General features: G+C 39.7%; 13 protein-coding genes and 1 other RNA gene. 4 read left to right on the top strand and 10 right to left on the bottom strand.

What is annotated here, in order from left to right; translation table 11 throughout:
• Positions 1-57 precede the first annotated feature (57 nt).
• The 4 genes from ACZ1GV_RS04680 to ACZ1GV_RS04665 form a co-directional block, all read right to left on the bottom strand.
• Positions 58-1,302: an FAD-dependent oxidoreductase gene (locus tag ACZ1GV_RS04680; RefSeq protein ID WP_472675451.1), complete on the bottom strand. Its 1,245-nt coding sequence runs from the start codon at positions 1,300-1,302 to the stop codon at positions 58-60.
• Positions 1,303-1,367: 65 nt separating this feature from the next.
• Positions 1,368-2,606: a 2-octaprenyl-6-methoxyphenyl hydroxylase gene (gene ubiH, locus ACZ1GV_RS04675; protein ID WP_472675450.1), complete on the bottom strand. Its 1,239-nt coding sequence runs from the start codon at positions 2,604-2,606 to the stop codon at positions 1,368-1,370.
• Between the two features lie 3 nt (positions 2,607-2,609).
• Positions 2,610-3,959, bottom strand: a complete 1,350-nt coding sequence (gene pepP, locus ACZ1GV_RS04670) for a Xaa-Pro aminopeptidase (protein WP_472675864.1) — start codon at positions 3,957-3,959, stop codon at positions 2,610-2,612.
• Positions 3,960-3,987: 28 nt separating this feature from the next.
• Positions 3,988-4,542, bottom strand: a complete 555-nt coding sequence (locus ACZ1GV_RS04665; protein ID WP_472675449.1) for a UPF0149 family protein — start codon at positions 4,540-4,542, stop codon at positions 3,988-3,990.
• 277 nt (positions 4,543-4,819) lie between these two features.
• Between ACZ1GV_RS04665 and ssrS the strand changes: the two genes are divergently transcribed.
• Positions 4,820-5,016: non-coding RNA, 6S RNA (gene ssrS, locus ACZ1GV_RS04660), on the top strand.
• Between the two features lie 147 nt (positions 5,017-5,163).
• Positions 5,164-7,254 (top strand): M13 family metallopeptidase, encoded by a 2,091-nt coding sequence (locus ACZ1GV_RS04655; protein WP_472675448.1) that lies wholly within the window; start codon positions 5,164-5,166, stop codon positions 7,252-7,254.
• Between the two features lie 134 nt (positions 7,255-7,388).
• Here the strand turns inward: ACZ1GV_RS04655 and ACZ1GV_RS04650 are convergent, their stop codons facing one another.
• Complete coding sequence (locus ACZ1GV_RS04650; protein ID WP_472675447.1) at positions 7,389-8,387, bottom strand: NADP-dependent oxidoreductase; 999 nt, start codon at positions 8,385-8,387, stop codon at positions 7,389-7,391.
• 236 nt (positions 8,388-8,623) lie between these two features.
• Between ACZ1GV_RS04650 and ACZ1GV_RS04645 the strand changes: the two genes are divergently transcribed.
• A complete protein-coding gene (locus tag ACZ1GV_RS04645) occupies positions 8,624-11,053 on the top strand; it encodes a TonB-dependent receptor (RefSeq protein ID WP_472675446.1) in 2,430 nt (809 codons plus the stop codon).
• A gap of 67 nt (positions 11,054-11,120) precedes the next feature.
• Here the strand turns inward: ACZ1GV_RS04645 and ACZ1GV_RS04640 are convergent, their stop codons facing one another.
• Both ACZ1GV_RS04640 and ACZ1GV_RS04635 read right to left on the bottom strand, forming a co-directional pair.
• Positions 11,121-11,315, bottom strand: a complete 195-nt coding sequence (locus ACZ1GV_RS04640) for a hypothetical protein (RefSeq protein WP_210559768.1) — start codon at positions 11,313-11,315, stop codon at positions 11,121-11,123.
• 20 nt (positions 11,316-11,335) lie between these two features.
• Positions 11,336-11,512, bottom strand: a complete 177-nt coding sequence (locus ACZ1GV_RS04635) for a DUF1328 family protein (protein WP_472675445.1) — start codon at positions 11,510-11,512, stop codon at positions 11,336-11,338.
• Between the two features lie 323 nt (positions 11,513-11,835).
• Between ACZ1GV_RS04635 and ACZ1GV_RS04630 the strand changes: the two genes are divergently transcribed.
• A complete protein-coding gene (locus ACZ1GV_RS04630; protein WP_472675444.1) occupies positions 11,836-12,888 on the top strand; it encodes a phospholipase A in 1,053 nt (350 codons plus the stop codon).
• A gap of 4 nt (positions 12,889-12,892) precedes the next feature.
• Here the strand turns inward: ACZ1GV_RS04630 and ACZ1GV_RS04625 are convergent, their stop codons facing one another.
• The 3 genes from ACZ1GV_RS04625 to ACZ1GV_RS04615 all read right to left on the bottom strand — a co-directional run bounded on the left by ACZ1GV_RS04625 (position 12,893) and on the right by ACZ1GV_RS04615 (position 15,454).
• Positions 12,893-13,285, bottom strand: a complete 393-nt coding sequence (locus tag ACZ1GV_RS04625) for a DUF6404 family protein (RefSeq protein ID WP_472675443.1) — start codon at positions 13,283-13,285, stop codon at positions 12,893-12,895.
• A gap of 116 nt (positions 13,286-13,401) precedes the next feature.
• A complete protein-coding gene (miaE, locus tag ACZ1GV_RS04620; protein WP_472675442.1) occupies positions 13,402-14,154 on the bottom strand; it encodes a tRNA isopentenyl-2-thiomethyl-A-37 hydroxylase MiaE in 753 nt (250 codons plus the stop codon).
• A gap of 580 nt (positions 14,155-14,734) precedes the next feature.
• Entirely contained in the window at positions 14,735-15,454 is a 720-nt protein-coding gene (locus ACZ1GV_RS04615; RefSeq protein ID WP_472675441.1) for a PEP_CTERM-anchored TLD domain-containing protein, read from the bottom strand.
• Positions 15,455-15,941: the final 487 nt, after the last annotated feature.

Below are 15,941 nucleotides of genomic sequence, written 5' to 3'. Positions count from 1 at the left end.
CTTACCAAACTGTTTGAAAGTTATAAAAAAACGCCGACGACGCGTGTCTGGCTTTCGCTATATATTATCTTTATTTTCAGCTAATACAGGTAATTCACCCGTTAATCCCATTGCTTGTTGGATTATTTTATTTTTTACGAACGGCGTTTTGTCCGTTAACTTTAAGCCAACGCCTCGAATTAGTTTTTTTATCGGATTCTTACCTTCAAACAATTCTTTTAACGATGCCATTGCAGCGATATAAGTTTGTGCTTCCGATTTGCGCCATCGCTCAAATTCTCTCAGTTGTTTCGTTAAGCCTGTGGAGCTTGATGTGAGACTTATATTTGTTGTATCGCCATTTTCAGTGGTTACTGTTAAACATTGAGCTAAGCTTGCGGCATCCAACAAACCAAGGTTCATTCCGAGTCCAGCTAAAGGGTGAATTGTGTGTGCTGCATCACCGATAAAAATAACACGCTTAGTTAGCCACTGTTGGGTATAGCGCATCGTTAGCGGGAAACTGGTGCGTTCGGTAATCACTTCGCAAGGACCAAGCACGCTATCTGTCGCCGCTGTAAGATGTTTGTTAAATTCGACCTCACTCATTGCTCTAAGCTGTTGTGCATGTTCTGGTGCCGTTGACCAAACAATGCTACAAACATTTTGCTCAACGCCAAATAAAGGCAATAGCGCTAGCGGGCCTTGTGGTAAAAACACCTGCCTGGCGCACAGTTGATGCGGCTCAGTAGTTTTAATATTGGCAACTATGGCGTGGTGATCATAATCGGAAAATGTGGTTGGTGTTTTAAGTTGTTTTTTCACCCAAGATTGCGCACCATCGGCTGCTACCGCTAATTTTGCCATCATCAAGCCATCTTGCAGTGTCAGTACCACTTGTTCTTCATCATTGTGTATAGCGTTAATTTCGGTATCAAATTTTAACGTAATTAATGACTCTTCCTTGGCGGCTTTAATTAAACCATTACGAATATTATTATTCTCGACAATGTGACCTAAGTGACTTTGGTTAACGTCGTGTGCGTCAAAATTGATATCACCAAAGCTTTCTTTATCCCAAACGCGCATAGATTGATAAGGAGCCAATCGCGTCGCATCCATATTTTGCCACGCATTCAAATTAGATAATATCTGCTGACTTGCGATTGATAAGGCACTGACTCTAGGTTCAGCATCACGTAACGTTACATGCTCAGACGCTTTATCAATAACAGTGACTTTATAACCCTGTTGCGCTAAACCAAGCGCTGCCGTTAAGCCAACACAACCGCCACCTATTACTACTATATCAGTCAATATCATTTTAAAACTCTGTCTGTTATGTCGTTATTACATTGGTTAAAAGTCATTTAATGTATTGTCATTTATCACGGCAAATTAAGCTGTTTATGGCTGCCCATAAAATGCAACGCAAGCCATTGTTGTAAAGAGTCACACTTTTGTAAAGACATTAGCCCTATCGTTCGGGTAAAAGCCGGTAAACGTCCCGGCAGAGCAAAAATTCGAACTAGCATATCGGTAAACTCGGTAATACGTTCAATGTCATTTAAACGATTTTCTTGGTACGCGTTTAGTACCGAAAAGTCGCCAATATCTTTGCCCTGCTCAAGTGCTTGTTTAATTTCAAAAACCAACACGCCAATATCTCGAACGCCTAAATTAAAACCCTGCCCTGCAATTGGATGAACAGTGTGTGCCGTATTACCCAATAACACAGTTCTAGGACTAACAAGACGCTCAACTTTAGTAAGACTTAATGGGTAATGTGCACGTTTTGAACAAGCTGTAATGCGACCTGCGGAATAACCAAAAGCCAGCTGCAGTGCTTCACAAAATGCGACATCATCAAGCGCCATGTTTATTTGAGCTTCATCGGGAGATTGCGTCCAAACAACGTTGTATTCGTTTTCGCCAATTGGCAGAAATGCAATTGGACCGTTCGTAGTAAAGCGTTCAAAAGCCGCATTACTATCGTACATTTTTAATATTTTAGGCGATTGATCAATACGGACATTAGCAATTATCGCAGCCTGTTGATATTCACTAGTGTCGTTCGTAATGTTCAGCTTATCTCGGGTTGGTGAGTTTCCACCCTCTGCGACCACCAGCAACTTGCCTGTTAGCATCTGTCCTGAACTTAATGACAGCAAGACATGATCATTTTGTTGGGTCGGCATAGTTAAATCCGTAATATGATCTGGACAAAACCAATGAATATCAAAGTGCTTGGCTACGCTTTTTAACGCACAACCTAAATTATGCATCGAGGCGACATGGCCCATCGCATTTAGACCATAGTCTTTGGCTTGCATAATAGTTTTGCCAATATGGCCACGATCAGAAGTGATAATAGTTTCAATAGGCCAGCCGTTACTTTTAAGTTCCGGCCAGACTTTCCAATGGTTTAAAAGTTGGAGTGAGCCATGTGATAACGCTAGGCAACGTTGATCGAAGTTAGACTGAACCTTGTCTTGGCTTGTTTGCGTCACTGGCTCAACAATAGCCACAGACAAAGACGGCGTTTCTTGTTTTAAGCCAATGGCCGTTAACAGTCCTGACAGTCCGCCACCAGATATTACTACGTCAAACAACAATGCCTCAGCCACTTACTAATCCTTTGCGTTTAATATTTTTGCGAATATAGATTCTATTTCGTCAACGGTTTTTGGTACGCTCTGTGTTAAGTTTTCAAACCCGTCTTTAGTAATCAAAATATCGTCTTCTATACGAACGCCAATGCCATGCCATTTAGCGTCACAGTCCGCTTCGCTATCTATATATATGCCTGGTTCAACGGTAAAAACCATACCTGGCTCTAAACTACGTTCGGCGCCCGCTAAATTGTAATCGCCAACATCATGCACGTCTAAACCTATCCAATGTGAACAGCCGTGCATATAAAAAGCGCGATGGGCGTTATTTTTAATTAATTCATCAACATTGCCAGATAAGATACCTAATTCCACCAACCCTTCCGTAATGGCTTTTATCGATGCATTAGTAATAGATTTCAGTGATGCGCTTGGCGAAATAGCATCAAATACCGCTTGTTGAGCGTTTAAAACAACGTTGTAAATCGCTTTTTGCTCATCGGTAAATTTACCATTTACTGGCCACGTACGTGTAATATCAGCTGCATACCCCTCGAGTTCACAACCAGAATCAATTAACACTAAATCGCCACTTTTCACTTCATCTTGGTTCTCTGTGTAATGCAAAATACAGGCATTCTCACCGCCACCTACAATAGTACCGTAAGCGGGATGACGAGCACCGTTCATCGCGTAGTGATGGTGAATTTCAGCTTCTAATTGATATTCATAAACCGGTAGATTTTGTTTAATCTGATTGGCCGAAAATTCCATTGCACGCTGATGTGCCGCCGCTGAAATCTGCCCTGCCTTGCGCATTACATTAATTTCAGCATCAGACTTAAATAGCCTCATATTGTGCACAACGGGGCGTAAATCTAAAATTTCGGTCGGTGCAGACCAGCCTTTTTTCGGCCCCATACGTAATTCGTGCATGGTGTTAAAAACCAATTCATCGGCATAGTCATATTCACCCTGTGCAAAATACAAGGTCGTTTTGCCATTTATTGCGTCTTTTACAGCCTCATCAAGTTCCGTCGTATCAAACGCTCGATGAACCTTAAATTGAGAAACCGCCTGTTCTTTACCAATTCTGCGACCATGCCAAATTTCAGCTGATTTATCTTTTACTCGACAAATAAGGGTTGAGGCATGCGCACCGTCAGCCTTCTCAACAATTAAATATGCATCCGGCTCGGGAAATCCGGTCAAATAGTGAAAGTCGCTATTTTGGCGAAATGCAAACTCTGTGTCTCGACTTCTTGTTAACTCTCGTGAAGCTGGAATGATTGCCACACTATTGTTTTTCATTTTGTCGGCAAGCGCTATACGACGATTTACAAATTCGTTAACAGGAATTGAGTTTATCATTTACACCTCTTTGTGATTTGCGGAATTAATGTAAGGTTTTTTTAGAGTCATCTGGCACTGTTGTTTCAGTTCCAAATTCTTGATGGCATAAAATAGCGGATACACGAATAAACTCAACCACTTCATAAAAGTCTGCTTGGTTTTCGTTAGTATCTTCCATTTCCGAGTCCATCCGTGTGATGTTCGTCAAATCTTCTATTACTTCGCGTACATCATTACTAGCTAATTTTAAGTCTCGTTTATTTAAACCAAAACCTACTAAAAAGTACTGTACCCAGTTAATTAATTCTTCGGCTTGATCGCTCAACGGCTCATCGTCATCCATCATTAATATTTCAAACGCCATTTCACCAGCCTCAAGTTGCTCATACGTCTTAGAAACAATATCTTGGGCTGCAATTTTAATTTTACCTTTAATCGTCATGCCATTATTAAACAGCTCAGCCAAATGTTCTTGGTAATCTTTTGAGCCTTTAAACATGCCACCTGAAATTAAACCGACTAATAGGCCATGAAATTCACTGGCTGTGGCGGTAAAGTCTTGTTCATTTAATATTTGCGCTAGTTCTTGATGCGTCATTGGAATTCGCTACTTTGATTCATTTGCATTGAGTGTAATAGAAACCAAGTAAAATCAGAAGTATTGAGCGAATATTGCTATCCATCTCTACGGTAACCGTGGGATTTTCGTTCAGTTTGTAAAAAAAATGGCCACTCGAGTCATCCAAATCCCTATTTTCATTGTACTGAATGTTTGAGATGTTATATTCCGCTTTGACATAGATAAGCTAATTTCTGGACTCAAGTATTCTGGTAATTTTGTTGCGCTGTTCTATGTTTAAAGTTGTACTTTATTATGGTACCTGGGGTGTTTGACAGGAAACACATATCCCTGAGCCGATACTTTTTATAAAGGACGTCATCTTCCTTGCTATTGCGCAAGCTCGGCTCGCTTAACAGCGTGAATCGAGAAGCCTACGGCGAGGATATGCTGTCCGCCTTGAACACGTCGGTTGTTCAAGGGTTTGGTTTTCATCGGCACCTTGGGACCACCATAAAGTAGAACTTAACTTCTTATACACATCACTCATTCTCGTATGTTCATCGCTTTAGTGTTTCTATTTACTTCCCCCTTTATCACTAGTTTGTTAACTTAATCGATAACTGTGTCAAAAAATAATAATAAAGTAATAGGAATAACATGAAAAAATCCCTTCTCGCAATCTCAGTGGTCAGTGCGCTTTTTACGCTGACTGCTTGTGAACAAAATACAACTGCAAAAAACCAAAGCGCTGATACAGCTGTTGAAGTAGCTAAAGTTGAAGCAGCTAAACAAGCTGAACTTGGTAGTTTTGGCGTTGATCTTTCTGCCCGTAACGAAGCTATTAAACCAGGTGACGACTTCTTTATGTACGCATCAGGTACTTGGTATGACAATTATGAAATGCCAGCAGATAAGACTCGCTACGGTGCGTTTACCGCATTAGCGGAACGCTCTGAAGAACAAGTTAAGGCTATTATTGATAGCTTAACTTCTGGTAAAAACCTGAATAAAGAAGAGCAAATGGTTGCCGACTTTTATGCGGCTTATATGGACACTGAAACGCTAAACAAAAAAGGCATTTCACCGATTCAACCAGTGTTAGATAAAATCGCGAATATTGGTTCAGTCACTGACTTAACTAAAGTATTTGGTCAAGCTTGGTTAGATGGCACAACAAGCCCTATCGGTGGCGGCATGTGGTTTAACCGTTTAGACCCAGATGAATATCAAATGTCAGTAGGTGTGGGCGGCTTAGGTCTACCAGATCGTTCTTACTACTTAACCGACAGCGAGCGTTTCCAAGACATTCGCGCGGCTTACGTTGCACACATCGCTGAAATGTTAGCGTTTGCAAAAGTTGAAAATGCTGAGCAAAAAGCCAAGGAAATTTTAGCGTTAGAAACAAAAATCGCTGAATTACAGTGGCCACGTGAAAAACGTCGTAACCGCGACTTAACGCTTAACCAAATTGAACGTGAAGACTTAGCAAAAGAATATCCAGGGTTTGATTGGGATACTTTCTTTGCGCAAACTGGTTATAAGGTGCCACATTTAAACGTGTCTCAACCTGAGCCAGTAAAAGATATGATTGCCGTGATCAACTCAGAATCACTAGACGTTTGGAAAGACTACCTAACGTACCACACGATTTCTAACAACTCGGGTCTATTATCTGAAGAAATTTATGCAGCCAATTTTGCATTCTTCGGCACTAAGTTAAGTGGCCAACAAGAACCTCGCCCTCGCTGGAAACGTGCACTTGGCACTATGTCAGGTACCGAGTCTTTAGGTTTTGCTATTGGTAAAATTTATGTTGACCGATACTTCCCAGAAAGCTCAAAAACACAAATGGCTGACTTAGTGGAAAACCTTCGCAAAGCGTTAAGCGAACGTGTAGAAAAGTTAGATTGGATGGGTGAAGAAACGAAAGTTGAAGCGCAAGCTAAACTAGCGGCGTTTGTACCTAAAATTGGTTACCCAGATGTATGGCAGTCATTTGATGGCCTCACAATTAAATCTGATGATCTTATTGGTAGCATTCGTAATATTCGTCAGTTCTTCCAAAACGACAGTGTTGAACAAGAACTGAAGAAAACAGACCGCAACCGTTGGGGCATGACACCGCAACAAGTAAATGCATATTACAATTCATCGTTTAACGAAATTGTATTCCCTGCTGCTATTTTACAACCACCATTCTTTGATCCAAATGCAGATCCAGCAGTTAACTATGGAGCGATTGGTGCCGTTATTGGCCACGAAATGGGTCACGGGTTTGACGACCAAGGTTCAAAGTCAGATGCAAATGGTATTCAACGTAACTGGTGGACTGATGAAGACCGAGCGGCTTTTGATGCTAAGGCCGACATGTTAGCCGAGCAATACAGCAAGTATGAGCCAATTCCTGAAAACTTCGTTAATGGACGTAATAGCCTAGGCGAAAACATTGGTGATGTTGGCGGTCTAGCAATGGCTTACCATGCATACAAACTAAGCTTAAATGGTAAAGAAGCACCGGTTATTGATGGTGTAACAGGCGACCAACGCTTCTTCTTGGCATGGGCACAAGTGTGGCGAGAAAAACGCACCGAGCAAAGCATGTTGCAACAGCTTCGCGCTGGTACTCACGCGCCAGGTCAATTCCGTGCATTAGCACCTCGTAACCACGATGCTTGGTATAAAGCATTCGATGTGAAACCTGATGACGCTTTATACTTAGCGCCAGAAGATCGCGTACGTATTTGGTAATAAATTAATTACCAGCATTAAAAAAGCCGCTAGTTTTATGAAAGATTTCATGACTAGCGGCTTTTTTGTATCTGGTCAGAAAGTGAACAACCTAAACTTCATCCCTCATTTACATCTTGTAAGCAACTAAAGTATTAAAACTTAACCACTAACTTACCTTTGTTGTCACCGGTAAAGAACAAGTTCAAGCCTGTTATCGCTGACTCTAACCCTTCTAATGTGTGTGCGCGATATTTAACTTTACCGCCCATTACATAAGGCGTTAATGTTTGCAAAAGTTGCGGTATTTCACCGAAATGATCCGGCATCGTAAAGCCTTCGATTCGAATGCGTTTTTTAATCACATTTAACCAGCTTGGGCCTGGCGCAGGTTCTGCTTTTGGATAGTCTGCAATTAAGCCACACACAACAACTCGACCATGCGCGTTCATTCGTTCAAAGATATGATGTTGGATTGGACCACCGGTATTTTCGAAAAACACATCTATGCCGTTTGGTGCAAGTTCCTCTAATTTAGCCGCTAAGTCATCCGTTTTATAATTAATGGCGCCATCAAAACCTAATTCTTTGGTTATCCATTCTGCTTTTTCGTCGCTACCGACAACACCAATTACATGTAAGCCTTCTGCTTTTGCTAATTGTCCAACAATAGAACCTACCGAACCTGCTGCGCCAGTCACTATTAACGTCTCGCCTGACTTAGGTTGGCCTACTCTAATTAGCCCTTGAGTTGCCGTTAAGCCCGGAAGCGCAAATACTGATAACACAGCTTCATCTGAAACAGGCGCTTCAATTTTATTAAGCCCTTCTGCGCTACCAACAAAGTAGTGCTGCCAACCCATCATGCCCATTACACGGTCGCCAACTTGAAACTTATCACTTTTACTTGCAACTACTTCACCAATACCTGAGCTACGCATTACATCACCCAGTTCAACCGGCGGTATATAACTCTCTGTATCTGGACTCATCCAACCAAACATCGCTGGGTCTAAAGACATCATGTTTTGTTTAACTAACACTTCTCCGTCGTTAATTTCACGAACGTCATTTTCTCTGATCTCAAACAAACTGTCGTCAATCGGGCCGCCTGTAGGACGTTTCATTAAATGGATAGATTTATTCGTAGTCATTTTTATTCCTTGTATTCAGTGTGTTAACACAAAATGTAGTGGATACAGCGTCAAGTTTAAACGCGGTAGCTAGGTTTCCTCTATTTGACGCTTTTATTTACTTTTTCAAGGGCATTAGAAAAATTAATAACCCGCATGAAAATAAATTAGAGTTAATACTTAACTTTTAATTGACGAAACAAAAATGAAATATAATTATGCACAAAATTAATATATTTATTCACTGGAGAATATAAATGCATCACACCTCACACTTTCTTTTTAAATCGTCAGTTCTGTCATTAGCCATTGCATCAAGCTTTAATATTTATGCAGCCACAGGCAATGAAAGCAAAGGCGTTAAGGAAATAGAAAAAATTGAGGTAACTGCGAGTCGACGATCAGGAACCGTACAAGAAGTGCCGATGAATATTTCTGCACTTGACGGTGACATCATGAAACAACAGAATATTTATTCTCAAGAAGATATGGCTCGTTGGGTGCCAGGATTAACAATTGCTGATCAAGGTGGCCGTGAAGGTGCTTCAATTATTGTTCGTGGACTTAATACCAATAGTTCAGACCGTGCTGCCGATGGCGGTACGGTAGCCACCTATTTAGGCGATATTGCGTTTGATACCGACTTACGTTTAATTGATATACAGCGTGTTGAAGTATTAATTGGCCCACAAGGAACATTATATGGAACTGGCTCGCTCGGTGGTGCGATTCGTTATATTTTAAACGAACCAGCGTTAGACGAGAGCAATATGGCCGTGTCATTAGATACTTTTTCTTTGGCTGAAAGCGAAGATTTAGGCACTGAAGCGAGCGCAATTATTAATCTGCCACTTATTCAAGACGAATTAGCCGTTAGGTTTAATGTTAATAAACTATCCAGCCCTGGTTTTATTGATTACACCACTGTACTAAAAACTCCGGGACAATCTTCAGCTGATCCTGACTGGAGTGATTCAAGTGCCGTTAATGAAAATTTAAAAACCGTTAAAGATGCCAACACTGAAGATACTTTAACCGCAAGGGTCGCCGTAAGGTGGGCACCGACGGACAATTTTAACGCATCGATAAATTACATATATCAAAACAAAGAAGTTGGTGGCAACGCCATTGATCAGTTTAATACGCTATCAGCAGAAAATCCTTTATCATCGTTTGTTCAACCTTATCAAAATGTAATGCGATACGAAGAGCCTGGTGAGCAAATAGATCACCTTGTTAGCGCTGAGTTATCGTTAAACCTAGGTTATGCCGAGCTGGTTTCTGCGATTGGGTTTACAAAATTTGAACAAACCGGACAACGTGATCAAACTGATCTCCTAATGCAGGATATTTGGACCGGCTATGCAGACTTCCCTGCCTACACTCGGGACTTTGGAGAAGGCGATTCTTTTAGCCAAGAGTTCAGATTAGTATCAAATAATGAGCAAAATTTAAATTGGATCGTGGGTGTTTTTTATTCTGACTCACAGTATGACTTCGATGACCGTGAATATATGCCAGGCGCAACACTTGAATGGTATAACGATGATTACGAAAACCTAGATTACGATCTTGAATATATAGCGACTGGATTTAACAAAAGCAAAGAGTCCGCTCTATTTGGAGAGCTTACTTACGCGGTTTCTGAACAATTGGAATTAACACTCGGCACTCGTCTATATAAATACGATGTAAATACTGTATCCGCAGCAGCAGCCCCATTAGATGTTGATACTGTGGTTACTCTGGACGATCTTCATTTTGAAACCGTTACCGCCTCTGATTCTGGTAATCTTTTTAAATTTAACGCTAGCTATCAATTCGACGACAATGTAATTGGTTATTTTACCGTTAGTGAAGGTTTCAGACTTGGCGGTGGTAACGGCATCATTGCTTGTACCGATCCAGTAACTGCACAGGTATGCGCATTGCCAAATGAAGTTGAATATCAACCAGATACAACACAAAATACAGAGCTCGGGCTGAAGAGTACTTGGTTTAACAACAAGCTTCATTTAAACGCATCAATATTTAACGTTGATTGGAATGATGCTCAAATTAGTGCCGCTACCGTTAATGGTGCCGAGCCAATAACTTTGAATGCCGGTAAAGCAAAGTCTCAAGGTTTTGAATTGTCTTCGCGAACCACGCTTTTGAAAGACTGGGCAATATTTGCGAGCTTTTCTTATGCAAAAGCTGAGCTAACTGAAGATGCACCATTCCTGTTTAAAGTTGCAGGTGATGCTGGCTCTGCGTTACAAGACTTTTATGATGGTAAAGATGGTGACCGTTTGCCTGGCGCACCTGAACAACAATTTACATTTGGAGTGAACTACCAAACAGACGTACTTAACGACAAATTACTAATTGTAAATTACGGCCTAACGGCTCAGAGTGATGTTTATACTAAGGTTGGTTTAAGAGCTGATGGAGAAATATTACCGGGTTACGCGTTAAGCAACCTCTCGGCAACCCTGTCTGATGACAATTGGTCGATAACCGCCTACGTTGATAACTTATTCAACAAGTACGCTTACACAGCAAACAGACGAGACCCGTCTTGGTCAGGAAATGCTGTTTTCGCAAGTGAAAATAAAGATTTGACTGAACTTGGTCGTACTTATGGTCACTATGTCATTAAACCAAGAAGCGTAGGTGTTAAAGTCAACTATCAATTCGACTTATAATCAAGCGCACATCTAAACAAAAAGCCTGCTAATGCAGGCTTTTCTTTTCGGCTAAAGGTTAACTGAATTAACAGTCTTTATCCTTCGCATCCGCTTTCTCTTTTACGTCTTCACACGCATCTTCAATGGCGTTACCTGCGTCAGTCATTACTTCATCAACTTTCTCACCGGCTTTTTCGCCTGGTCCTTTTTCACACCCTTGCAGAACAAATGCTGATAATACTAATGGTGTTGCGATAAATAATAGTTTTAATAACTTCATAATATATCTCCTGTTTACCTTTAAAGGTTTGTTTTACGTCCGTGGAATGCATTCAAAATTATAGAAACCACAAGTCCGACTAAAAATATGAAAAATAGAATTTTTGCAATACCTGTTGCAGCGCCAGCGATACCACCAAAACCAAAAATACCGGCAATAATTGCAATCACAAAAAACGTAATGATCCAAGATAACATGCATGCTCCTTAAATAAACTTTAATGTTGCTGCTTATTCTTGTTTAAAAATTCAAATTCATTTGTTTACAGATTTATATGTTGCCACTTGTGTGCCAGTTTATAAAAACATTAAAAAATAAGTAAAAAACATATTATTAACAATGGGTTGTAGTTGAAATTCATTTTTCGACTGATAGTAGGAGAAATAATTTATTTGAACAATATAAAAAATATTCACACTTACCCTGCAACTTTTTCAAACCAAACTAGCATTAATACGTAAAACTCTTTTATTATGAGTGCCTTGTTGTAGTCATCTCGCCATTTTATTTAGGGATATCCATGTCTTCACCTTTAAGAAAGCTCCAGATAAGTACGCTATTACTATCAGCGCTTGCGGCATTGCCCGTGGCTGCAGGAGTAGACGATATAGTAAAAACCCCGGAAGAAATTGCACTTGAGCAAAAAATTAAAGCCTGTGCGCAAACACTAAAAGAAACCGGTTTTGTATCTGCAGACGACAAATTAATTTTTCGGTACTGTGAAACTCGCATATTGTCCCGTGGAATTAAGCAAGGGCGACTTGCACAACGTATCATTAACGAACGGACCACAGAGTTAAATCCTTTTGTTATTACTCCTCATAAGCAAAGTTATATATTGCCATTTACTATATCTGATCGATTTAATAGAAAGCCTTATGAAAGCAATGAGCTTATTTCAGGGCAATTAGAGGAATATGAGTCCAAGTATCAAATTAGTTTTAAAGTGCCGTTAAGAAGTAGCACATTGTTTATACCTGGTGACGGATTATACTTTGCCATGACAATTCAAGCTTGGTGGCAAGTCTATTCTGATGAGATTTCCAAACCTTTTCGTGAAACAAACTACACGCCGGAAATATTTTATGTTGCGCCACTTCCTTGGAAGCCTAACGACGGCAACATGGCCTTTACATTGCACTTTGAACATCAGTCAAATGGTCAAACACAGCTACTTTCAAGAAGCTGGAACCGTATACTGGCCTCTGTTGTTTATGAAAAAGACGACTTCGCTGTAGGCATCAAGCCTTGGTATCGATTAAAAGAAAATGAAAAAACCAGCCCGTTAGACCCATCTGGTGATGACAATCCTGATATTCATAAATTCTTGGGGTACTACGAACTATTTGGTGCATACGCCTTTAATGATGAGCACAAGCTTTCTTTTAACCTTCGTAACAATTGGAATACCGGCAATGGTTCTATTGAATTAAACTATTCTTTTCCGTTTCCAGGATCATCTCGTTTAGTTGGTTTTGCGCAGTATTTCAGCGGATATGGCGAGAGCTTAATTGATTATAACCATAAACAGCAGAAAATTGGCTTTGGTATCGCTGTTAATGATATTTTTTAATCTGTTAAGAAATATTTGAAGCTTCAACTTTGTGCTTTTCGGACAAATAGAGTTCCCAACTTGGGAGCTCTAATATTTTGCTTAATTGTCGATATGAGATGGTCATAAAAAAACTATATGCTGTGCTAAATAAAAAAATAATCGCAAATAAGTTTATGGTGATGTCTGAATGTAACGCGAAAATATAATGTAATGAAAACAAAATACATAACATGATAAAAGCAAAACAGAGTATTTGAACTAACAAGCTTCTTAAAAAGCCAGTAAAAAATGGGGGTGGCTCTAAAATCCCTATCGCCCACAAGCCCCGATATAAAAAAGGGGCAGCAGAATATTCAGATACCCCTAGGTATTCCATTTCGTCTCTAAAGTGACAAACTTTCTCGGTAAAATCCATTATATACTAGACTAGTCGGCTTATTTTTAGACATTGTCGTACTTTTTAGATAAGGCTGCAAACGAAAAAAGCAAAATTTCAATTTTTACTTTTTATAGGTACATCAACACCTTACATTAAGATGGCACACCACTGTGAAACTTAAAGTCTTCATCGGCGCTCGTTATTAACGCCGCTTCTACTTCCCCAAAATATGCCACTCGTTCGCTGATATCACCACCAGCAATTTCTTCAGCTAGGGATAAATAATCTTGAAAATGACGAGCTTCTGAGCGAAGTAAAGATACATAAAAGTCGCCTAAGCGCTTGTCGACATAAGGTGCGAGCTTTGCAAAACGTTCACACGAACGAGCTTCGATGTACGCGCCACAAATTAGCTTATCAATGAGAGTTTCAGGCTCGTGAGTTTTTACATGTTTCATCATTCCTTTCGCATAACGAGCTGGGGTAATGCTTCGGTATGCAACGCCCTTTTCTTCCATAATCTCTAGAACTTGGTAAAAATGATGTAACTCTTCTTTAATTAACATCACCATTTTATCAACTAACTCTTGCCCGTAGCGGCTGTTTTCACGCAGCGTTAGCTTTTTATTAATTCCCTTTAAGTTACCTAAGTCGGACAACTTACCTTCACGTTTATAAATGAAGTCTTCATAGGGTGTTAACCAAGCTAACAACTCATCACCACTAGCCTTATCTACAGCATACTTTCTAATTAACCACATTGCTGTTTGTGCTGCTTTAAGCTCACATATCAGATGATCTATTAATACAACAGGTAGGTTTTCTTTCTTTACCGCTTCTGCAATCCACTCTTCTGGCGTCTCGCATTTCAAAAAGCTTTTAATCGGCGTTAATAATTCTTCCAATTTTCTTTCTCTACTTAAGTAATTATTTTCAAGAGTTACTAAAAATCAGTGTGTCTAATTGAGCGATATCCTAACACAAACAAGCATAATTTGGGTTAACACGGATTAACTTCATTGGGGCAAAATTTCATTGTTGTCGATAGGCAATCAATCGTTCATAAACATATACGGAGGGTAATGATGTTACTCAAGAACAAAACGCCTCAAATTGCAGTTGACGAGCTAGTCAGTTATTGCGATATGAATTTCTTTAAACCATAAGCCGAAACTATCATAACGATAATTATAGGCAGCGTGATTGAGAAGCGACTTACGTGGAGGGTTAGCCCCGATGACTTCTGCAACCTAGAGAAGAAAGAGTTTGAGAAATATTAAAGAAATAATAAAAGCAACACCTGCGTTAAAAGACCTCAACAGCTTTAACGACGCTAAATTGATAGAATTATGTCTAGGGACAATATTATATTAGTTTAAAAAAGGTAAAAGCCGCTTTAAAACATAATACCTTCTGAGAGGGCAATACATTTTGTCAGGGTATAAAAAAAGGCACCTGATTTGGTGCCACTTTTCTAAAAAACTATTAGGCTTTTTTAGCTCTGATTCGTAATAAACCTAAAAGACCAGCGGCAAAAATAGCTAATGATGAAGGTTCTGGTACATCAGTACTTGGAACTGACGGTCCCGCTGTTGAAAAAGTAAATGTTTGTAAAGAATGAACAGTATTATCCATAAAACTTCCCACTCCCCCATAAGCACTGCCGGAGTCGCCAAAAACATCAATTCGCCCCTGAGTAATGTCATACGTGTAACTAAAAGTATAAAACACATTACCAGCACTATGTGCGGTTAAGTCATGACCACCACCAAAAGTCGCAAAATATCCACTATTAGTATAAATCGCGTTGCTTCCATCAGAATATCGATGTGTTTGCATTTCACCTGTTGATAGATTAAAGAGAAACGCATTAGAATCATATCGATAGCCACTTCCACTCCAGTCCTGTTCAGTGTATCCACCAATCAATACCTGTTCATTTAAGTAATTGGTTACTGAATATATGGACACTGTAGGGCCAACACCATCCACAGCTTCATGCCAAGATTGTGATGTACTAGCATTGTTTCCTATTTCACCATACCAAATACTATCCCAATCAAGATCGCCAAGGCCTAACCAAGATTCTAATTGTGTCGCACCTGCATCATCAAGCAACACGCTATCAGCGTCTATGATTCCAGCAGAAGCCGTATGCGAAAGAGCCAATAGACAAACAGAGGATATTAGTGATTTTAGCTTCATTCCTTTGTTCCTTGTTTAAATTTTTGAAAATTGTTCGGATTTAACAAAGCAAAAAAAGATCCAATATTACAAAAGCCTTTTCTCAAGCGCTATATAAGGTTTAAGTCACTGAAAAAAAATAACACTGTAAAAAAAGTTGACATTTTATTACTGACAATAAAATTTAAGCATACAAAAATAACCTCTTTAACTTTTTTGGTATTAAATAGACTAGTTATTTACAAGTATTAAATTTTTAATATTAAATTCATGGTTTTTATTTATTAAATTTTCCATCAGTAGTTGCATAATTTAACAATCTTAAAGTGCACCATGAGCTGGGAGGTCAGATATATCAACGCTGTGCCGCTTGCAAGCGTTGATCAAAGTTTACCGACGATAATCATCGTAATTTAGCGTGTAATCGCCCCAAATTTCTACATCCCAGTCCGTAAAACAAAACGCACTTTCTGTAAAATTATTCGACATCACAAGGCCATACTTTTCG

The organism is Psychrosphaera sp. HA2-10 (assembly GCF_055693745.1).
This window is presented reverse-complemented; position numbering and strand designations above follow the sequence as displayed.